This is a genomic window from Bifidobacterium asteroides, from assembly GCF_030758775.1.
GTDB lineage: Bacteria > Actinomycetota > Actinomycetes > Actinomycetales > Bifidobacteriaceae > Bombiscardovia > Bombiscardovia kimbladii.
Window position 1 is genome coordinate 204947 of sequence record NZ_CP132384.1, and the last position, 20448, is coordinate 225394.

Here is a 20448-nt window from a genome sequence, read left to right on the forward strand (position 1 = left end):
CCCTCGTTTGGTGTGGTGACCCTTGGGCTTGCTGAAGATGTACAGCATGACAGGGCGACCGGACCGGTGGGCGGCGTGCCTGCCGTGTCTGGAGGAGCGATGCTGCGAAGAAAGCCCTGCCAAAGATGTCATCACCCCTAGATTAGGCCATACTGAAGGCATGAGCAGCATGAACGGCCGGAGCGATGGACATATACAGGGTGGAGAAAGCCATGCAGGGTCGATTTCACCCGGTGTTTCAGGTGGAACAGTGGTGCTGGCGGCCACGCCTATAGGCAATGTCGCCGATGCCTCGACACGCTTGGTGGAGCTCCTGCAGTCGGCGGACCTGGTGGCAGCAGAGGACACGCGGCGGCTCTATGATCTGGCCAATCGTTTGGGGGTACGCGTAGGCGGCAGGGTTATGGCCTATCACGATCATAACGAGCGGCGAATGGCCGATCCCATCCTGGATCAGGTTTGTGACGGAGCCTGCGCGCTGGTGGTCTCAGATGCGGGCATGCCCACCATCAACGATCCGGGCATGGCCATCGTCAGGCGGGCCATTGAACGAGGCATACCGGTCACCTGTGCCCCTGGCCCCAGCGCCGTGCTGGATGCCCTGGCCCTCTCTGGTCTGCCGACCGACCGCTTCTGCTATGAGGGGTTTCTTCCCCGTCGGCACCAGGAGCGGTTGCGGCATCTGCGCACCCTGCGCAGCGAGGAGCGGACCTTGGTCTTCTACGAGACGCCTCACCGCATTGATCAGGCTATGCAGGACCTTCAGGAGGTCTTCGGCCCCGACCGGCTCATGGCCCTCTGCCGGGAGCTGACCAAGGAACATGAACAGATCCGGCGGGGCACAGTCGGAGAAATTGTGCGTTCCCTCCAGGAGGATCCTCCCCGGGGAGAGATGGTCCTGGTCGTGGCTGGTGCATCCGCCTTGGAGGCAAGGCGCAACGATCCTGAGGCCATGGATGATCGGCGGCTGGCGGTTCTAGCACGTGATCTGGCTCGAACCGAGGGCCTGCGGCTCAAGGAGGCCATCGCGCGGGTAGCTGCCGAGCACCCCCTGGCTGATGGCAGCCTGCCTAATCGCAAGCGGATTTATGCCCTGGCCGTTCAAGAGGATAAGGAGGACTGATTCCCCTTTCCCTCATCCAGCAGCACCTCCAGCGCTCTGCGCACACCGGGCCCGCCCAGCTGGGAGATGGTCTCCAGCAGGGCTGGCGAAGCAGCGGGATTGGCCACCAGCCACCGGCGCAGCTCAGGCTCTTCTCGGGCGATGGCCCAGAGGATGCTCGGGTCGGTCGCGGGGTCTGTGGCCATCAGCGCTGTGGGCACCAGGGGAGGCTCCGGTGGCGGGGCGCGCATCTGGGCCATCGGGTGGATGCCATCAGGTTCGTCTTGGCTCAAATCGTCATCTGCTGGGGAGCGCGACCGGCTGCTGATGGCAGTCATGAGCCGGGCCATGCGTTCAGTGGCGGACAACCCACGATGTCTCCGGGCCCTGCCTCGGTGCCGATGATGGCCGTGCGTACCTCGGGCATACCTCACTGTCAGACTCATAGGATCGCCTTGAGTCTTCTTATGGTCTCCAGCCCTTGAGCGTGGCCAGGCCAGCGGGGGTTGGAGGACAGAAGCGCCTCGCAGGATCCGCAGCTGACCTGATATCGCTCCATGAGCTCATGCAAGACCGCCATGGTCTCTTCTCCGTTGCACCGGCCCGAGGGGTCGCAGGCCAGGTCGCAGGCCGTCCAGAGCGGCGAAGTCACCCAAAGTTTCCCAAGCTTCATCAGATAGCGGGCATCCAGCTGTCGCTGGTGGGGGTGCAGGGGCCTGCCGTGAACGGGCGTGCGGAAGTGGGAGTTGGAGATAATGTCCAGCGTGTCGGGGAAACGGCCGTTGATCCATATCCAGAGCGCCAGTCCGCCACATGCTGCTGCGCCGTAAGGGACCATGGGCATGACGATGGAGGCGCGACCGTAGAGTCCCTCAGCCTGTTCGTTCAGATAGCAGCAGGATCGGTCCAGACAGGTCACGATCCCCTCATTCACCAACAGGCTGAGGCTGAGCGGGCCGGGCAGATCTCCGGTTTGGATCAGACTGGGCAGCGGCTTGGGATCGGGGGTCAGGGCCCCAAATTCGGTCGTAGGAGGACGGCCGCGGGTGCGCATCGGCGCTGCCCCGGCTGGTGGTCCGGGCCACTGTTGGGCGGTGTCGGCGTGCGGTGTTCGGCCTGGCGGCTTTGTTCTAGCTCTGAGGGTGCGACTGGCGCCATGGGCAGTGGTAGGCGTCCACGTCACTCCCCCGAGGACGTGTTCTGGATTCATGGTTCGACTGTAAATGGCTGGTCCCGAGTTTGCCTGAAGGAGGGCCAAATTTGTGTACTTGTGGATAATCTGCTTGCTCGACGGCAGTCCTGTGGACGAGCAGGGGGATTGTAGGCCTGAGCCGATAATCTTGCTGGTATGAGTCATATCCTTGTTTCCGTCGCCTGGCCCTACGCGAATGGGCCCCGTCATATCGGCCACGTCGCTGGGTTCGGCGTCCCCTCGGACGTCTATGCACGCTACGAACGCATGAAGGGCAATGATGTCCTTATGGTTTCGGGGACTGACGAGCACGGCACTCCCATCCTGGTGGAGGCTGACGCAGAGGGTGTGGGTCCCCAGGAGATCGCCGACCGTTACAACCGGGTCATCGTCAAGGATCTGTGCGATCTGGGGCTCAGCTATGACCTCTTCACCAGGACCACGACCGGCAATCACGAGAAGGTGGTGCAGGAGCTCTTCCGCCAGTGCAGGGCCAATGGCTACATCTATGAAGGCCAGCAGAAGGTGGCCATCTCGCCTTCCACTGGCCGGACCCTGCCGGACCGCTATATCGAGGGGACCTGCCCCATCTGCGGTGCTGACGGCGCTCGCGGCGACCAATGCGACAACTGCGGCAACGAGCTGGATCCGGACGAGCTGATCAATCCCGTATCCAAGATCAACGGGGAGACCCCCCGGTTCGAGGAGTCCAGGCACTTCTTCCTGGATCTGCCAGCCCTGGCCGAGGCCAACCTGGCCTGGTTGAAGACCCGCAAGGGCTGGCGCAGCAACGTGCTCAACTTCTCCCTGGGGCTGTTCAAGGAGGTCAAGCCGCGAGCCATCACCCGCGACATCGACTGGGGCATTCCCGTGCCTGTGGACGGCTGGGTCGACGACCCCAACAAGAAGCTCTATGTTTGGTTCGACGCCGTCATCGGATACCTGTCGGCGTCCATCGAGTGGGCCCGCCGTCAGGGCGACCCCGAGGCCTGGCGCAAGTGGTGGAATGACCCCAAGGCCCTGGGCTACTACTTCATGGGCAAGGACAACATCACCTTCCACTCGCAGATCTGGCCCTCGGAGATTCTGGCTTACAACGGCCAGGGGTCCAAGGGCGGACAGCCGGGATCCTACGGCGAGCTCAACCTGCCCGAGCAGGTGGTGGCCAGCGAGTTCATGACCATGGAGGGCAAGAAGTTCAGCTCCTCGCGGGGCATCGTCATCTACGTCAAGGACATCCTGGCGCGCTACCCGGTCGATGCAGTCCGCTACTACATTTCCATCGCTGGTCCGGAGACCTCGGACTCGGACTTCACCTGGGCGGAGTTCATCCGGCACAACAACGAGGAGCTGGCCGCCTCCTGGGGCAACCTGGTCAACCGCGTGGCCAACCTGCTCAACAAGGACTTCGGCAGCATCCCCCACATCGAGGAGGACTGGCTGACCGAGGAGGATACTGCCCTGCTGGACCGCAGCCTGCAGGCCTTCGATACCGTGGGCTCCCTGATCGAGCACCATCGCCAGAAGGCCGCCCTGGTCGAGGCCATGGCTCTGGTGGGCGATATCAACAAGTACATCTCCGCCCAGGAGCCCTGGAAGATCAAGGATGACCAGAACCGACTGGCTGCCGTCCTGCACACCGCAGCGCAGGCCGTGCTGGACGCCAACACCATGCTGGCCCCCTTCCTGCCGCATGCTTCTCAGCGGGTCTGGGAGACCATGGGCGGCAAGGGCACCTTCTCGCCCCTGCCTCGTGTCGAGGAGGTTGACGACCTGGATCGGTCCGGCTTCCACTATCCCATCATCACCGGCGACTACCGGCTGGGGGAGACGGTCCACCCTTGGGCGCGTGAGCCCCTCAGGGACGGCACGCCGATCGAACGGCCCACACCTATCTTTCCGCGCATTCCCAAGGAGGCCGTGCAGGAGGAGCTGGATCGTTTCCAGGAGCAACTGGACCGCCGCAAGGCCAAAGAGCGCGCCCGATTCGAGGCGGAGCAGGCCAAGCTGGGCGACCAGGGCAAGTGACGGTCGACGCGCCCGGGACGGCATTCGTGATTCACAGAGAACTTTGAGGTTTTCGGGCACTTCCTCCAAGGTAGCGCTGGTTATATTTGTTCTGTCGGTTGAAGTACTGGCCGATGGGGGTCGTGCGGCCCCGATAACTGAACCCCTTCTTCTCTCTCTCTTCTCGCCCGGCGGCTCTTCGAACCGCCGGGTTCTTTCGTCATGGAAGACCCATAGGATGAGTAACCATGAAGATTGCCCAATTCGCCTGTGTGCTCTTCGATCTGGACGGGGTGCTGGTGCCCACGACCATCCTGCACAAGGCCGCCTGGAAGGCGTTGTTCGATCAGGTCCTGCCCGGGAACGTCCCGGCCTACACGGAGCAGGACTACTACGCCTATGTGGATGGCCGGCCCCGCTATGACGGCGTCGACGCCCTGCTGCGCAGCAGGGGCATTGAGCTGGACTGGGGCAACCCGGATGACGATCCGCAGCTGGACACCGTCTGCGGATACGGCAATCGCAAGAACATGACCTTTGAGCGGATGCTGAAGCAGAAGGGCATCGATCCCTACCCGGACACCGTGGATCTGCTCAGGCACCTGCGCGCCGACAAGAAGCGTCTGGCTGTGGTGTCCAGTTCGCGCAACACGGCCCAGGTCCTCCAGGCCGCTGGGATCGCCGGATACTTCGACACTGTGGTGGACGGCAATCTCAAGGACGAGATGGGCCTTCAGGGCAAGCCGGCCCCGGACACCTACGCCTATGCGGCCAAGGTGCTGGGCCTGCGCAATGAGGATGCCGTTGTGGTCGAGGATGCCCTCTCTGGTGTAGCCGCCGGCCATGCAGGCAGGTTCGGCCTGGTCGTGGGCGTGAACAGGGGTGCCGGCCGCGAGCAGCTGCTCAAGGCGGGCGCGGACCTGGTGGTGGACCAGCTGATCGAGCTGATCGACGACGATGCCGGCGAGCGCGGGCAGGGGGAGGACCCCAGTCTGGATGAGGATCGCTTCCCTGTAGAAGAGTGGGGGTTCAGCGAGAACGGTCGGCCCGATGCTGTCAGCGCCACAGTCTTCTCGGTCACCAACGGCTCCGTCGGCGTCAGGGGCGAAGGCGGCGGGGAACGCTGCCTGGGCAACGGTACCTTCCTGAGCGGATTCCATGACACCTTCCGGATAGCCCATCCCGAAAGCGCCTACGGATACGCCCAAGTGGGTCAGCTGATCCAAGGAGTGCCCGATGCTTCGGACTTCACCCTCAAGGTGGAAGGGCTGCCCCTGGGCAGGCCGGAGAAGACCACTCAGCGACTGGACTTCCGAGCCGGGATTGCAACCACCACCAATCTGTACGATCTGGGTCATGGCATCCACCTGAAGACCGTGCTCACCCGCATGGTCTGCCTGTATGACCGCAGCCTGAGCGTCTGCACGCTGACCGTTGAGTCGCCCGACCGGGACATGGCTGTGGTGGTCGATGGTCCGGTCAACGCCGACAACCCCCGCCATGTCAACTCCAGTGACCCCCGCAAGTCGACCTTTGTGGACGGCTGTGGAATCCATGAGGTGCTGGACAATGCGGTCTACGGTGAGCTGAGTGCGGATTGCAGGGTCTTCCGTTGCAATAATTCACGGCTCAGCCTGGCCCTGGGCGTCAGGCAGTTCAGGGACGGCCGGCCTGTCGAGGGCTCCGGTTGGCGCATGGACGTGCCCAAGGGCGGTTCCACCCGTCTGGTCCGTTACGCCGTCTATCGCAGCCACCCCATTCTTCCGGCTGGCACCAGCGGCAATGGTCTGGTCGTGCAGACCCGGGGCGAGGGAACCAGGAATCTGGTCGAGGACTGCCGTGATCGGCTGGAGGAGGTCAGCACCCTCTCTCTTGATCAGCTGGAGCGGCGTCAGCGGGAATGGCTGGATCGGTTCTGGGAGCGTCAGGATATCCGCATCCAGGCCGACGATGGCGGTCGTACCCAGCAGATGGTGCGTTGGGAGCTCTTCCAGCTGGCCCAGTCCACAGCCCAGATCGAGAACGGCGTGGGTGCCAAGGGTCTGAGCGGGTCCGGCTACAGCGGCCACTACTTCTGGGACACCGAGATCTACATTCTCCCCTTCCTGATCTATTCAGCGCCTGCCCGGGCAAGAGCCGTCCTTCACTACCGCTACCTGATGCTGCCTGCCGCCAGGCGCAGGGCCTGCGCACTCAACCTGAACGGCGCCCTCTTCCCCTGGAGGACCATCGACGGTGAGGAGGCCTCCGCCTACTTCCCTACGGGCACGGCCCAGTACCACATCGATGCCGATATCGCCTACGCGGTGGCCCAGTATGTGCAGGTCACCGGCGATGAAGACTTCCTGCAGGCTGAGGGCATCGACATTCTGGTGGAGACGGCCCGTCTCTGGATGAGCCTGGGGCGCTATAAGGAGGACGGCCGCTTCCACATTCACTGCGTGACCGGCCCCGACGAGTACACGGTCCTGGTTGACGACAACCTCTACACCAACCAGATGGCCCGGTTCAACCTCCTGGCTGCTTACAAGGCCTACCAGCACCTACGGGAGAAGCACCCAGATCTGATCGGCACCATACGTGAAAGGCTGCACTTCAACGAGGAGGAGGCCGACAAATGGTCCAGCGCGGCCGAGGCCATGTTCGTCCCCTTCGATGATCAGGAGGGGGTCCATGCCCAGGACGCCCAGTTCATGCAGCGGCCACGCTGGCACTTCGACAGGTTCACTGCCAGGCCCCTGCTGCTGCACTACCATCCCTTGGTTATCTACCGTCACAAGGTGCTTAAGCAGACCGACGTGGTCATGGCTCTCTACCTGCTCAGCTCCTGGTTCACTCCGGAGCAGAAGCGGGCTGACTTCGACTATTACGATCCGCTGACCACCGGGGATTCGACCCTGTCGGCAGCCTCCCAGTCCATCCTCGCCGCTGAGGTGGGGCATGACCAGCTGGCCATGCAGTACTTCCGCCGGTCCCTGTTTACGGACGTGGACGATCTGCATGCCAACACGACCGACGGCATCCACCTGGCTGCCTGCGGAGGCGTCTGGTCCAGCCTAGTCTGCGGCTTCGGCGGCCTTCGGGATACCGGCGGGACCGGGCTGAGCATTGACCCCCGCCTGCCTTCGTCCTGGCGCTCGATGACCTACGAGCTGGAGGTGCGGGGCACCAGGTTCCAGGTTGCTGTAACGACAGACGGTGTCGATCTGAAGCGCGTGTCAGGACCCGAGCTGGATCTTCTAGTCCAGGGGCATCCACGCCATATATGATCTCCGGATTCTGGGCCTAGACACACCCGGGATCCGGAGTTGCACCTGATGCAGACCCCAATGGATTAAGTGGATGCCGGACTGATCGAGGATAATTGGGACTTGACGCTAGGGACTTGAGTGGGTCTGTAGCTTCGGGAACAGTCTCATAAAAAACTACAAGTGAACATGTCCTGATTTGGCTCACTTCTAGCCCAGGTCTGGGTTTTGCTGGCCGCGTTCCCTGTTGCGGTACAGGTGGAGGCATTTATTGGAGCACCTACGCACGATTATGGGATTTTATTCGTGTGAGGCTTCGTCATGGTTGCCTGCATGCTGCCGCCGCTCAGCGGGTCAGGGTCCGTTTCAGAATTCGGTACTCGCTTTTGGTGATGGGCATGATGGAACCGTGGCGCTTGGTCAGCCGGCCGAAGTTCATGTCGCTGACCAAGGCCCAGTCCTGCCGCTCTCTGGAAGACAGATCGGCACAGCGGAAGGGCAGATAGCCCCGGCCCTCGGCGAACTGGTCGCAGATCAAGCCGAAAGGCATGGTTCGCCCGTCGGGTCCTGCGGCGTCGGCATCGTTGTAGAGGAAGAGCTCAGGGCCCTCCAGATACCGCGAGGAGTAGCGCCCCTGGCCGAAGATGTCGGTCAGGTTGGACAGGTATGACCAGGCCTGGTCGTCGTCGGTACGCACCAGCTCGTGGGTGGCCGCATAGGGGTTGCGGGTGCGTTCCAGGGTGATCTGGTCATCCTTGGAGGCCCGGTACCACCAGCCGTCAGGCGCCTTGAGCATGGTCGTGTCGATGATGCCGTTGCTGCGGTCGATCCACTTGACCGGGCGGGAGAAGGAAACCAGATCAGTGCTGGTGGCGTAGTACATGTTGATGCCGTCACCCAGCTCGTTGGCCAGGTCGGCTGCGGCCGGGTCCTCGGCGCTGTCGGAGGCAGCCGTGGCCCAGAAGACTATCCACTGCCCCCTGTCGGCATCCCAGCAGGCCTCCGGTGCCCAGGCCATGCCCGCCTTGGGAATGGCCGAGGCCACGTCCACCAGGCGGGGTCTGCCCCAGTGGGCCAGGTCCGGCGAATCCCAGATGACCAGGCCGGTGGATCCATCCACCGTGGACCGGCCCTCCTGCCAGCCGCCCCTGTGGTAGACGGACAGGTCGGTGGCGATGATGTGGAAGAGGCCGTCAGGGCCTCGAACAATATAGGGGTCGCGTACGCCGCCCTCGCCCTCGCTCCAGGTCAGAACAGGGTCTCCCTGGGCGCGCAGGTCATGCCAGTGCAGGCCGTCCCGGCTGAGGGCGAAGTAGAGCTGCTCATCCGTCTCGGCCTGTTCATGGCCGGTGAAGTGGACGAAGAGGTAGGCGCTGGTCGCCTCGAACGAGGGCTGCCAATCCATAGACATAATCCACCTTTTCTGCGTTCGGCAACGGTACCGCGGCGGCGGGGGACTGGCAGACGGACGACGGCTGCTTCTTCGTTCTTCCCATCCGGCTGGTCCTGGGCCGTCAGAGGTGATTCTAGCTGCAGTCCTCCCTTTTGGCGCAGTCGGCCACCTGGGCGGGTCGAAGATTGGGCCGCACAAGACCTTAGACTGTGGACCATGAGCAAGCATCATCGCAACCGCAGCTGGGCTCCCGATCCCGAGCCACTGCCCGAAGGCATCGGAGTCATCGACGATCACACCCACATGGCCTCCGTGGTCCCCTTCGCCCAGGAGATGGACCGGCAGGCCAGGGAGCGCGGGCAGGATCCGGTCCCCGTCCGCACAGTCGACCAGCAGCTGGAAAGGGCCCGTGCTGTGGGGGTGGTCGGGGCCATCGACGTGGGTTGCGAGCTGCCCAACCTGCAGACGGCTGTGGATCTGGCACTGGCCCATCCCGGGGTGGTTCACGCGGCCTTGGCTATCCATCCCAATGAGGCCGTCCTGCACGGCCATCGAGGGGTGCCGGGACCGGATGGACTGCCGCTGCAATATCAGCCCTGGCATGAGGTTTCTTTCGAGCAGGCGCTGGAGGAGGTCGCCCGTCTGGCTCGCGCATATCCCGACCAGGTGGTGGCCATCGGAGAGACGGGCATGGACCTCTTCCGAACCGGCCAAGGGGCCGAAGAGATCCAGCGGCAGGCCTTCCGCGATCACATCGCCCTGGCCAAGGAGCTGGACCTGCCCATGCAGATCCACGACCGCGACGCCCATCGGCAGGTTATTGAGACCTTGCTGGAGGACGGCGCCCCCGAGCGCACGATCTTCCATTCCTATTCGGGGGATGCGCAGATGGCCCAGGTGGCCGCCGAGCACGGCTGGTATCTGAGTTTTTCGGGGACGGTCTCCTACAAGGGCAACGAGGGAATCCGCCAGGCCCTGTCCGTGGTCGGCATGGACCACATCATGGTGGAGACCGATGCGCCCTACCTGAGTCCCATGCCCTACCGGGGACGCACCAACTCCCCCTACATGATTCCCTACACCCTGCGTGCCATGGCCGATGCGCTGGATTGCCCCCTGGCCCAGGTGGCCGAAGCGACAGCAGCCACCACGCGCCGGGTTTATGGCCTGTGAAGGATGTTCGACGCATAGTGCCAGGGCGGGATTAAGCTTATGGAGTGTCGCGGTCTGAATCGCCCCCGCCAAGTGTGGGGGGAGAGTGCTACGGTTGTCGTCGCACGTGTGCGCACAGCAACATACGGCACCCGGAAGTAGATGAGTGAAGGCATTGGCCGATGGAGGGCTCTATGGCGGATGAGCGGCATGAGTTGGCGGCTCAGGATGATGGCAGGGGCGCTGACGAACCACCCCGGTTATCCGGTGAAAAAGCGGCGAAGCCGACGACGGCCCGTCGTAAGGGTCGGCCGACGAAAGAATCGATACTTCCTCAGGAGAGCTTCACCAAGGCTCCCAAGATTTCTGCCAAGTCCCGCACCCGGGAGGAGGAGAACGAGCTCAAGCGGGTCCGGCGCGAGGCCCAGCGGGCAGCCCAGCGTCGTCGCACCCCGCCAAAGGGTCCTCTGGGCCGCTGGTGGCGGCGGGTGCAGTCCTCGCCAGACAGGATCAGCCTGGGCATGTGTATTGTCGCCCTGGGCGTGGTCTACGGAGACATCGGCACCTCACCCCTGTACACCATGCAGGCCTTCGTGGCCGGGCAGGGAGGCATGGCCCGTGTGGACAGGGCGGCCGTGCTGGGCATGCTCTCCCTGGTTTTCTGGTCCATCACGCTGATCACCACGGTCAAGTACGTTCTGGTGGCCATGCGCATCGACAACAAGGGCGAGGGCGGCATCTTCGCCCTGTACACCCTGGTCCGGCACTACGGCAAATGGCTGGCCATCCCGGCCATGGTCGGCGGCGCAGCCTTCCTGGCTGATTCGGTGCTGACTCCGGCGGTCTCCATATCCTCGGCAGTCGAAGGACTCAAGACCATCCCTGTGCTGACTCCGATCTTCCGTGAAAACGGAAACCTGACCATGGTCATCACCTTCGTGATCATCCTGATCCTGTTTGCGGTCCAGTCGCGCGGAACCGAGCGGATCGGCAAGGTCTTCGGCAGCGTGGTCATGGTCTGGTTCGCCTTCCTGGCCCTGATCGGCATCTACTGCATCGGCAACGACTGGTCCATCTTCGAGGCGCTGAACCCGGTCTACGGGATCCGCTTCCTCTTCAGCCCGCAGAATCCGGTGGGCCTGACCATCATGGGCACGGTCTTCCTGTCGACCACAGGAGCCGAGGCTCTCTACTCCGACATGGGCCACGTGGGCCGCGGCAACATCTACGCCACCTGGCCCTTCATCAACATCGCCCTGGTCTTCAACTACTTCGGCCAGGGGGCATGGATCCTGCGAAACCGCGACAATAAGGCCCTGCAGGGTGTGGACGGGCTCAATCCCTTCTTCCAGATGATGCCCACTACCGTGCGTTACGTGGCGGTCCTCCTGTCAGTGACGGCCGGCGTCATCGCCTCGCAAGCCCTGATCACGGGAGCCTTCACCATGGTCTCGGAGGCCACCGGCCTCAACTGGATGCCTCACCTTCAGGTGCGTTACCCGGCGCGTACCCGCGGCCAGCTCTACATCCCCACCATCAACTGGGTCCTGTGTGTGGCCACGCTGACGGTGCTGGCCATATTCAAGGATTCCGAGCATATTTCGGCCGCCTACGGACTGGCTCTGACGGTGACCATGATCACCACCACCGTTCTGCTGGCTGACTACATCTGGCACGACGGCAAGCGTATGCTCTCCCTGCTCTTCGCTGCGGTCTTCCTGGCCATCCAGATCCTCTTCTTCATGGCCTCCATGGCCAAGTTCATGCACGGCGGCTGGTTCACCATGCTGCTGACCGCGGCCATCCTCTACATCATGTACACCTGGGATGTGGGCACCAAGGTGGAGCGTTCGCAACGCCGGCATATGACGGCCAAGGAGTGTCTGCCCGCCTTGGAGATGCTCCATAACGACTTCCGCGTCCCCTACTATGCGGACAACCTGGTCTATCTGACCTCGGACGCGGAGATGCGGCGGCTGGACACCGACATCTTCTTCTCCATCTTCGCCAACCGGCCCAAGCGGGCCCGGGCCTGGTGGGCCGTCTCGGTCCAGACCACGGACGCCCCCTACACCCGCAAGTACTCGGTGGAGAACTTCGGCACCAACTACCTCTTCCGCGTGCGCATGAGGCTGGGCTTCAAGGTGGATCAGAATGTGGCCACCTACCTGCACCAGATCATGCACGAGCTGATCGACAGCGGCGAGCTGCCCAAGCAGCCCTCCATCTACCCCAAGGTGGACGAAGACCCGCAGATCGGCACAGTCACCTATGTGCTGGTCCACAAGGCACTGATGCCCGAGTCCAAGATCGACTCCCGCGGCGCCTTCTCGCTGAAGGTCAAGTACGCCATCCGCAAGGTGGCAGGCTCGCCGATCAAGTGGTTCGGTCTGGCTCCCTACAACCCCATTGTGGAGGTGCAACCCCTGTTCGTCTCCACCAGGGCCGTTCCCAAGCTGACGCGTGTAGTCCTGCCCTCCCGCAAGATCAAGGGCGGCAAGCACCACAAGGGCTGAGTGAGTGGAATCTCACCCCGGGGAGCCTGGCTCAAATCGAGTCCGGGCCATAGAATTGACGGCATGGAACCTGGTGCCCGGCCTTTCCGGGCTACCGTCGAAAGGTGATGTGATGACACAAGCTCAAGCCAATATCGGAGTCGTGGGTCTGGCCGCCATGGGTGCCAGCCTGTCCAGGAACCTGGCACGGCACGGCAATACCGTAGCGGTCTACAACCGCCACTATTCGCGCACCGAGACCCTGATCCGCGATCATGGCCAGGAGGGCCGGTTCGTCCCGGCCAAGACCCTGCAGGAGTTCGTGGCCTCGCTGACCAAGCCCCGCACGGCCATCATCATGGTCAAGGCCGGGGATCCCACCGACCAGATGATCAATGACCTGGCCGACCTGATGGAGCCCGGTGACATCATCGTCGATGCCGGCAATGCCTACTTCAAGGACACCATCCGCCGGGAGAAGGCCATCAGGGCCCGCGGGCTGCACTTCGTGGGTTGCGGCGTCTCGGGCGGCGAGCAGGGCGCCCTCCTGGGGCCCTCCATGATGCCCGGCGGGACCGATGAGTCCTGGAAGACCCTGGGGCCCATCCTGGAGTCCATCGCCGCCAAGGTCGATGGCGAGCCCTGCGTCACCCACATCGGCACCGACGGTGCGGGCCACTTCGTCAAGATGGTCCACAACGGCATCGAGTACGCCGACATGCAGGTGATCGCCGAGTCCTATGACCTGATGCGCCGGGGCCTGGGCATGGAGCCTGAGGCCATCGCCCAGGTCTTCGAAGAGTGGAACCAGGGGGATCTGAACTCCTATCTGGTGCAGATCACCGCTGAGGTGCTCCATCACACCGATGCTGCCACAGGCAAGCCCTTCATCGACATCGTCACCGACCAGGCCGGCATGAAGGGCACCGGCACCTGGACCGTGCAGACCGCGTTGGATCTTGCCGTGCCCGTGACCGGCATCGGCGAGGCCGTCTTTGCCCGGGGGCTGTCCTCCTCGCCGGAGCTGCGCAGTCAGGCGGCCCAAGAGGGTCTGAAGGGGCCGCAGCCCAAGGCCGTCATGGCCGACCTGGCCGACGACCCCGAGGCTCGCAAGTCCTTCATCGAGGACATCCGCCAGGCGCTTTACGCCTCCAAGATCGTGGCCTATGCCCAAGGGTTCAACGAGATGCAGGAGGGTGCCCAGGTCTACGGCTGGAAGCTGGACATGGGTGCCATCGCCCGCATCTGGCGCGGCGGCTGCATCATTCGGGCCAAGTTCCTGAATCGGATCTCCGATGCATATGCTTCTGGCCGTGAGCCGGGCTCCCTGCTCTTCGACCCCTTCTTCAAGCAGGCGGTCGAGCAGGCCCAGGATTCCTGGCGGCGTGTCGTGGCCCGCGCCACCCAGGCCGGCATCCCCATCCCTGTTTTCGCCAGCTCCCTGTCCTACTACGACGGGCTGCGTTCCGATAGGCTCCCCGCCGCCCTGATTCAGGGCCAGCGTGACCTCTTCGGCGCCCACACCTATGGGCGCGTGGATCAGCCAGGCGCCTTCCACACCCTCTGGGCCGAGGACAAGTCCGAGATCAAGCAGGACTGAGCTTCTCGCCAGAATCGCAAGGGTCCGCACAGCCGCTCAATCGGCAGCGCGGACCCTTTCGTCAACCTGTCAACGGATCTTGGCTGTGGATTCCCGGACCACCAGCCGGCAGGCTGCAGTCGTCCGAGTGGGAGGACGACTATCGTCGTCGCCCTGCAGACGGGCCAGGAGGGCATCCACCGCCTTGCGGGCCAGATCCTCCTTGTCGGTGCTGATGGTGGTCAGCGAGGGTATGTAGGACTCTCCCTCCTGGATGCCGTCGAATCCCACGACGGCCAGGTCTCGGGGGACCTCCACGCCGCATTCGTGCAGTCCTCGAATCAGACCTAAGGCCAGAGAATCGGTCATGCAGAAGATGCCGTCAAAGGGCAGGCCGGACGTGTCCGCCAGATGATGGCCCAGATCGCGGGCCATCTCCCCGTCCCAGCGGTCCAGGGGCAGGAAGTCTTTGGGGCGGGCTTTCATTCCGGCGTCCTTCAGAGCCTTCAGGCAGCCGGCTACCCTGCGGCCGCGGACCGAATGTCGTTGGACCGGATCAGCGCTGTCCGTCATGTCGGAACCCACTACGCCTATTCGTCGGCATCCGCAGTCCAGCAGGTGCCGCACAGCCATGGCGGCTCCCTCGAATCCGGCCGTCATGACCGAATCGAAGACCGGCTGGGCCGAGGGGTCGTCCAGCAGGACCAGAGGCTTGCCGTCGGCCAGCTCCTGCATCTCCTCGTTGGTGATGCTGCCTGGGCTGAAGATGGTGCCGTCGCAGAGCTGGCTGGTCACATGCCGGAGTATGGAGACCTCGTCTTGCTTGGAGTTGGAGGTCTGCTGGATGATGGCCTGCATGCCGTGGGCGTTGATCTGCCGGGAGATGGCCGCACTCATCTGCGCAGGATAGGGCTTGTCCAGCTCGAAGATGGCCACCCCGATGATGCCGCTCTTGCCTGAGCGCAGGCTTCTGGCTGACAGGTTGGCCGAGTAGCGGAGCTTGCGAGCTGCGAGCAGGACTCTGCGCCTGGTGTCATCCGCTATGCGTGTATCGCCTCGAAGGGCATAGGAGGCAGTGGCTCGAGAGACCTGCGCCTCCTTGGCCACATCGCTCATCGTCACCATCTCGCACCTTTCCCGGGGTTCAGCCATTATCTTAGGCACGCGGGTGGCCTTATCAGGATGTAATTGACACGATTCAACCAACGTGCTATACCATATGGTGACAGCAGTTGAATCGTGTCAATTCCCGGGTCTCGACGTTGAACAGCCCGGACGGATGTTCAGAGGATTGATTGCAAGGAGGAGTCATGAAGCTGAAGCGAGCATGGAAGGGCATAGCTGCGGCGCTTGGGGTCGGCATGGTGGTGTCGGCCATGGGTGCTTGCGGGGCTGGTGGCGCTGACGGATCCAAGACCACGCTGACCTTCCTGTCATGGAACAACGAACAGGTGATGAGGCCATACATCGACCAATTCGAGCAGGAGAACCCGGGGATCAAGGTGGACTTCAGCTATTCGCCGCCGACCCCTGAGTACATCCAGACCCTGCAGACCCGGCTGGTCGGCAACCAGGCACCGGATGTGTTCGTCATCACCTCCGAGAACAAGGCTGACCTGATCAAGAACGGCTACGTGCGGGATCTGACCAATGAGCCCTTCATGCGCAACATCTCCAAGGCCAACAAGGACTTCGTCAGTCACCAGGGCAAGGTCTACGGCATGTCCGTGTCTTCCTGGGCCTCGGGCATCGTCTACAACAAGGATCTGCTGGCCAAGGCGGGCGCCAAGGAGGTGCCGCAGACCTGGGATGGCTTCCTGCAGCTGTGCAAGAAGCTCAAGGCGGCCGGGGTCACGCCCTTCCTGGAGACCATCGCCGATGGCCCGAGCAGGATCCCCGATGCTTTCATGGGCTCGCAGTTCGACAGGGACAAGGTTGATGTGACCAGCCTGATCGACCGCCGTCCTCAAAAGCCGGGCAGTGATCAGCGTGAGGCGGCTGCGGCCTGGATGAAGCTCTACGACCAGGGCCTGGTCACACGGGACACGGTCGGCATCAGCGGCGACGACATGAAGACCCAGTTCATCAACGGCCAGGTGGCGATGATCTGCACCGGCCCCTGGGACCTGCCATCCATCGGCCAGTCCGGGCTCAAGTATGGCATGGCCCCCATGCCGCTCATGGAGAAGGGCATGGTCAACTATGCCCAGGGATCGCCGTCGCCTGCCTACGCCATTTACTCGCATCTCAAGGGCGCCAAGCTCAAGGCAGCCCAGAAGTTCCTGACATTCATGGACAGCCGTTGGGCCCTGCAGCGTTCGGCCGACAACGGGGATGCCATCACCGTCCAGGGGTTCAAGGCCAAGGTCAAGCCCGAATATGAGCAGGTCTACCGGGCCAACGTGCAGCCGGGCCACTACTTCCTGCTCATGAACTTCTACGCCAAGCCGGATGTGCTGACTACCGTCCGCCAGTCCGAGACCCAGCAGCTGGTCCAAGGATCCATCAACCTGGATCAGTGGGCCAAGGCCATCGACGACAAGATGGCCTCGGTCAAGTAGGAAGGGCTGGATCATGGCTACCCAATCTGCCTCGGAGCGTGCCAACGCCCATCGGCGGCGCATGCTCGGCCTGCGGCAGGATCTGACCTCCTTCTGGTTCCTCCTGCCTATCCTGGCTGTTTTCGTGGTCCTCTTCGCGGTGCCGCTGGTGCAGACCATCATCTACTCGGTGACCGACTTCAACGGCTACAGCCTGAACATGCACTATGTGGGCTGGAAGAACTACCACAGCGTGTTCACCGATTCCTCGACCATGCAGGGCCTGGTGTTCACCATCCTGTACGCCGTGGCCCAGACGGTCCTGGTGACCATCTTTGCCATCCCCCTGGCTGTCACCCTGAACCGGAAGTTCTGGGGCCGCAACTTCGCCCGTTCCCTGTTCTTCTTCTTCAGCGTGCCATCGCTGGCCATCATGGGCATGGTCTGGAAGTACATCTTCTCGCCCATGAAGTCAGGCGTCTTCAACACCATCCTGGGTGTCTTCGGTCTGGGTCCGGTGCCCTGGCTGTCCAATTCGACCCTGGCCCGCTGCTGCGTCATCTTCATCGCGGTCTGGGCGCAGATCGGCTGGCACGCCACCCTCTATCTGGCCTTTCTGCAGTCCATTCCCGGAGACCTCTATGAGCAGGCCACGGTGGATGGGGCCACCAGCCGCCAGCAGTTCGTCCACATCACCCTGCCCCAGCTGATTCCGGGCATCGTCACCTCCAGCTTCCTGCTCATGTCAGGAGGCCTCAAGGTCTACGACCTGCCCTACACCATGACCAAGGGCGGCCCCGGGTACTCCACCTATACGGTGACCCAGTCCATCATTCAGCAGGGCATCGGCCAGTCCCAGTATGGGCTGGGCTCGGCCCTGGCGGTCCTGTTCACCCTGGCCACGGCCCTCGTGGTCTTCGCTCAGATGGGCGCCGCCAGCCTGATTTCCAGGAGGTTCCAATGAGCAGCAAGAAGAGCTCGACCCTGACCCTGAGCCAGCGGGAACGGCGGCGTTCGGCGGTCAGGAGCGTGGTGGTGCTGATCATCGCCCTGATCTGCGCTGTGCCCCTCTGGTACATCCTGATCAACACCTTCAAGACCATCCCCGACATGGCTACCAATCCCCTGGGCCTGCCCAAGCAGTGGACGCTGCGCAACTACACGCGGGCCTTCGCTACGGTGCCCATCGTCCGCAGCCTGGTCAACACCCTGATCGTCACCTTCTTCGGCGTCCTCTTCCAGGTGTTGATCGGAGCCCTGGCCGCCTACGGGATGATCCTGCGCAAATCGATCTTCACCTCGGTCATCGGGGTGATCCTCATGATCGCTTTCGTCATTCCCACCCAGTCCACCCTGATCCCCCTCTACCGGATGGAGTCCAGCGTGGGGCTGGTCAACACGCTCCTGGGCCTGATCATCATGTACCTGGGCGGTGCGGTCTTCTGCTACTTCCTGATTGTGGGCTACATGCAGTCCCTGCCCTTTGAGGTCATCGAGGCCGCCAGGATCGACGGGGCCGGCCCCCTAAGGATCTTCTGGAGCATCGTGCTGCCTCTGATCAGGCCCATCCTGACCACGGTGGTGGTCTTCCAGACCATGTCGACCTGGAACGACTTCATGACGGCCAACGTCTTCATCAGCAGCTCCAACCTGCGCACCATCGTTCTGCAGGTCTACAACGCAGTCGGCCAGTTCACCACTGATTGGCCCAGCTTCATGACCATTACGGTCCTGGCCCTGATCCCGGTCTTCGTCTTCTTCATCTTCTGTCAGAAGTGGATCGTCTCCGGGCTGGTTGCCGGGGCAGTCAAGGGGTAAGTGACCAGTCGGAAGGTCGTAGTCAATGGCGGCGGTCGGAGGTTCCGGCCGCCGCACTCGTAAGGAATCGGAGTCACAGTCCATGGAGGAATTCGCAAGCGCACATCAAGGGTCGAAGGGGATTGGATTGGCGAGCAATCCCTTGCATCGCTACTGTGCAGACCCGGATCTGGTCATGATCGGGGACCGCTGGTACCTGTACTGCACCGAGGATGGTCTGCCTGATTGGTCCTCGCACGCCTTCTACGTCTATGAATCCGGGGATCTATGCCACTGGACCTGCAGAAAAATCCTGGACCTGGACCAGGTTCCCTGGTGGCATGGGGGACAGGGCGCCTGGGCACCCTGCCTGCTGGTGCGCCAGGGACGCTGCATCCTGTATTTTGTGGCCGACGGGCAGATTGGCCAGGCTGTCGCTCCTGGGCCAGCTGGACCCTTCCGGGCGGCCCAGGAGCCTTTCATCGCTCGGGGGGACTATGACTGCCTGCCCATCGATCCCTCGGTCTTCGTGGATGACGACGATGTGCCCTATCTGCTCTGGGGCAATGGTCGTGCCTACATGGGGCGGCTGAGCCCGGACGGCCTGCGTCTGGAAGAGGGTTCGGTGCGCTCCGCCGTGCCCGACAACTTCCGCGAGGCCGTCACTGTTTGCCGACGGGGAGACACCTACTATGCCTCCTGGTCGGAGAACGACACCAGGGATCCGAGCTACCGGATCCGCTGGTCCAAGGCGCCATCGCTGGACGGGCCCTGGACCGCGCCCCAGGTCCTGATCAAGGCTGATCATTCCAAGGGGATCCTGGCTACAGGGCACCACTGCATCACCCGTGTGCCAGGCCAGGACGACTGGATCGTGGCCTACCACAGGTTCGCCAAGGACGGCCGGGGCGACGGCTGTCATCGCGAAATCGTCTTCGCTCCCTTGGATTTCGCCGATGACGGCGCCATGGTCCAGGTCCGTCCGCAGGTAGGATCCTACTGGTACCCGGCCCGGAACCCGGTCACTCCCTGACGATGGGGTGGCCGCCGAAGGCGCTGCGCAGGGCGGAGACCACCTTCATGGTCATGGGGTCCTCGATCTTGGAGGACTGGCGGGCATAGAGGGCCGAGGTGATGGCCGGCGTGGGCACCCCCAGCTCCAGGGCGTCCGCGATCATCCACTTGGTCTCGCCGGTCTCATCGGCCTTGCCGGCGATTCCGCTCAGGTGCGGGTCCTCTTTCAGGGCCTGGGCCAGCAGGTCCAGCAGCCAGGACTGGATGACCGAACCCTTACGCCAGGACTCCACCACTTCGCCTGGCTCCTTGATCAGGTCGGAGGCCTCCAGGACCGCATACCCCTCGGCCAGGGCCTGCATCATCCCGTACTCGATGCCGTTGTGGACCATCTTGGCATAGTGGCCAGCGCCGGTGCCTCCCGCGTGGACCAGACCGTAGTCGCCCTCAGGCTTCAGGGTGTCCAGAATGGGCTGGATCCGGGCCACGTCCTGGTCCGATCCGCCGACCATCAGGGCGTAGCCCTTCTCCTTGCCCCAGATGCCATTGGAGGTGCCCACATCCACCAGGCCTATGCCCTTGGCGGCCAGAGCTTGGGCGTGCTCCTGGTCCTGGGTGAAGCGGGTGTTGCCCCCGTCCACGACCAGGTCTCCGCGCTCCATCAGCTCACCCAGCTGATCGAGCGTGGACTCGATGGGTTTGCCGGCTGGGACCATGACCCAGATCACTCGGGGGGCCTCGAGGGCCTGGACCAGGGCTTGCAGGCTGTCCACATCCCTGCCCGAGTCCGGGGCGATGTCGTAGCCGACCACCTGGTGGCCGCCGGTGCGCAGGCGGTCCGCCATGTTCTTGCCCATGCGTCCCAGGCCGATCATGCCAATCTTCATAGTGTCAGTTCCTCTCCCTTGACTGCAACAGTGTGAAGTTGA

General features: G+C 63.2%; 14 protein-coding genes and 1 pseudogene. 10 read left to right on the top strand and 5 right to left on the bottom strand.

The window, feature by feature from the left end; all coding sequences use genetic code 11:
- Nucleotides 1-169: 169 nt before the first annotated feature.
- The gene (gene rsmI, locus RAM15_RS00735) at nucleotides 170-1123 is read left to right on the top strand and encodes a 16S rRNA (cytidine(1402)-2'-O)-methyltransferase (protein WP_306222209.1); all 954 of its coding nucleotides are present in this window, start codon (nucleotides 170-172) and stop codon (nucleotides 1121-1123) included.
- Here the strand turns inward: rsmI and RAM15_RS00740 are convergent.
- Nucleotides 1102-1548, bottom strand: a complete 447-nt coding sequence (locus RAM15_RS00740; RefSeq protein ID WP_306221644.1) for a variant leucine-rich repeat-containing protein — start codon at nucleotides 1546-1548, stop codon at nucleotides 1102-1104. The genes rsmI and RAM15_RS00740 overlap by 22 nt on opposite strands.
- Entirely contained in the window at nucleotides 1545-2021 is a 477-nt protein-coding gene (locus RAM15_RS00745) for a hypothetical protein (protein WP_306221645.1), read from the bottom strand. The genes RAM15_RS00740 and RAM15_RS00745 overlap by 4 nt, the downstream gene beginning before the upstream one ends.
- Before the next feature lie 429 nt (nucleotides 2022-2450).
- On the opposite strand from RAM15_RS00745, the gene metG reads away from it, so the two are divergent.
- Both metG and RAM15_RS00755 read left to right on the top strand, forming a co-directional pair.
- Nucleotides 2451-4322, top strand: coding sequence for a methionine--tRNA ligase (metG, locus tag RAM15_RS00750; RefSeq protein ID WP_306221646.1), 1872 nt, complete (start codon nucleotides 2451-2453; stop codon nucleotides 4320-4322).
- Nucleotides 4323-4549: 227 nt separating this feature from the next.
- Nucleotides 4550-7570: an HAD-IA family hydrolase gene (locus RAM15_RS00755; protein ID WP_306221647.1), complete on the top strand. Its 3021-nt coding sequence runs from the start codon at nucleotides 4550-4552 to the stop codon at nucleotides 7568-7570.
- A 325-nt stretch (nucleotides 7571-7895) separates the two neighbouring features.
- On the opposite strand, the gene RAM15_RS00760 is transcribed toward RAM15_RS00755, so the two are convergent.
- Complete coding sequence (locus RAM15_RS00760; protein ID WP_306221648.1) at nucleotides 7896-8960, bottom strand: glycoside hydrolase family 43 protein; 1065 nt, start codon at nucleotides 8958-8960, stop codon at nucleotides 7896-7898.
- A gap of 198 nt (nucleotides 8961-9158) precedes the next feature.
- Between RAM15_RS00760 and RAM15_RS00765 the strand changes: the two genes are divergently transcribed.
- The 3 genes from RAM15_RS00765 (at nucleotide 9159) to gndA (ending at nucleotide 14189) form a co-directional block, all read left to right on the top strand.
- On the top strand, nucleotides 9159-10115 hold the full coding sequence (locus RAM15_RS00765; protein ID WP_306221649.1) for a TatD family hydrolase: 957 nt from the start codon (nucleotides 9159-9161) through the stop codon (nucleotides 10113-10115).
- Nucleotides 10116-10288: 173 nt separating this feature from the next.
- Nucleotides 10289-12610, top strand: coding sequence for a KUP/HAK/KT family potassium transporter (locus RAM15_RS00770; RefSeq protein ID WP_045923878.1), 2322 nt, complete (start codon nucleotides 10289-10291; stop codon nucleotides 12608-12610).
- A 112-nt stretch (nucleotides 12611-12722) separates the two neighbouring features.
- Nucleotides 12723-14189, top strand: a complete 1467-nt coding sequence (gene gndA / locus RAM15_RS00775) for an NADP-dependent phosphogluconate dehydrogenase (protein WP_306221650.1) — start codon at nucleotides 12723-12725, stop codon at nucleotides 14187-14189.
- Between the two features lie 69 nt (nucleotides 14190-14258).
- Here gndA and RAM15_RS00780 read toward each other — a convergent pair whose 3' ends face one another.
- Entirely contained in the window at nucleotides 14259-15293 is a 1035-nt protein-coding gene (locus RAM15_RS00780) for a LacI family DNA-binding transcriptional regulator (protein ID WP_306221651.1), read from the bottom strand.
- A 185-nt stretch (nucleotides 15294-15478) separates the two neighbouring features.
- Between RAM15_RS00780 and RAM15_RS00785 the strand changes: the two genes are divergently transcribed.
- The 4 genes from RAM15_RS00785 to RAM15_RS00800 all read left to right on the top strand — a co-directional run bounded on the left by RAM15_RS00785 (nucleotide 15479) and on the right by RAM15_RS00800 (nucleotide 19538).
- Nucleotides 15479-16729, top strand: a complete 1251-nt coding sequence (locus RAM15_RS00785) for an ABC transporter substrate-binding protein (RefSeq protein WP_306221652.1) — start codon at nucleotides 15479-15481, stop codon at nucleotides 16727-16729.
- A 13-nt stretch (nucleotides 16730-16742) separates the two neighbouring features.
- Entirely contained in the window at nucleotides 16743-17672 is a 930-nt protein-coding gene (locus tag RAM15_RS00790) for a carbohydrate ABC transporter permease (RefSeq protein ID WP_306221653.1), read from the top strand.
- On the top strand, nucleotides 17669-18526 hold the full coding sequence (locus RAM15_RS00795; RefSeq protein WP_306221654.1) for a carbohydrate ABC transporter permease: 858 nt from the start codon (nucleotides 17669-17671) through the stop codon (nucleotides 18524-18526). The genes RAM15_RS00790 and RAM15_RS00795 overlap by 4 nt, the downstream gene beginning before the upstream one ends.
- Before the next feature lie 127 nt (nucleotides 18527-18653).
- Nucleotides 18654-19538, top strand: coding sequence for a family 43 glycosylhydrolase (locus RAM15_RS00800; RefSeq protein ID WP_306221655.1), 885 nt, complete (start codon nucleotides 18654-18656; stop codon nucleotides 19536-19538).
- Here the strand turns inward: RAM15_RS00800 and gnd are convergent.
- Nucleotides 19528-20439 (bottom strand): annotated as a pseudogene (gene gnd / locus RAM15_RS00805) (phosphogluconate dehydrogenase (NAD(+)-dependent, decarboxylating)); the annotation flags it as partial. The gene RAM15_RS00800 and the pseudogene gnd sit on opposite strands and share 11 nt — an antisense overlap.
- Nucleotides 20440-20448: the final 9 nt, after the last annotated feature.

Bases quoted from the DNA above. Each gene is read 5' to 3' on its own strand.
- rsmI (WP_306222209.1), top strand. From the start codon at position 170: ATGAACGGCCGGAGCGATGGACATATACAGGGTGGAGAAAGCCATGCA.
- RAM15_RS00740 (WP_306221644.1), bottom strand. From the start codon at position 1,548: ATGAGTCTGACAGTGAGGTATGCCCGAGGTACGCACGGCCATCATCGG.
- metG (WP_306221646.1), top strand. From the start codon at position 2,451: ATGAGTCATATCCTTGTTTCCGTCGCCTGGCCCTACGCGAATGGGCCC.
- RAM15_RS00755 (WP_306221647.1), top strand. From the start codon at position 4,550: ATGAAGATTGCCCAATTCGCCTGTGTGCTCTTCGATCTGGACGGGGTG.
- RAM15_RS00760 (WP_306221648.1), bottom strand. From the start codon at position 8,960: ATGTCTATGGATTGGCAGCCCTCGTTCGAGGCGACCAGCGCCTACCTC.
- RAM15_RS00765 (WP_306221649.1), top strand. From the start codon at position 9,159: ATGAGCAAGCATCATCGCAACCGCAGCTGGGCTCCCGATCCCGAGCCA.
- RAM15_RS00770 (WP_045923878.1), top strand. From the start codon at position 10,289: ATGGCGGATGAGCGGCATGAGTTGGCGGCTCAGGATGATGGCAGGGGC.
- gndA (WP_306221650.1), top strand. From the start codon at position 12,723: ATGACACAAGCTCAAGCCAATATCGGAGTCGTGGGTCTGGCCGCCATG.
- RAM15_RS00780 (WP_306221651.1), bottom strand. From the start codon at position 15,293: ATGGTGACGATGAGCGATGTGGCCAAGGAGGCGCAGGTCTCTCGAGCC.
- RAM15_RS00785 (WP_306221652.1), top strand. From the start codon at position 15,479: ATGAAGCTGAAGCGAGCATGGAAGGGCATAGCTGCGGCGCTTGGGGTC.
- RAM15_RS00790 (WP_306221653.1), top strand. From the start codon at position 16,743: ATGGCTACCCAATCTGCCTCGGAGCGTGCCAACGCCCATCGGCGGCGC.
- RAM15_RS00795 (WP_306221654.1), top strand. From the start codon at position 17,669: ATGAGCAGCAAGAAGAGCTCGACCCTGACCCTGAGCCAGCGGGAACGG.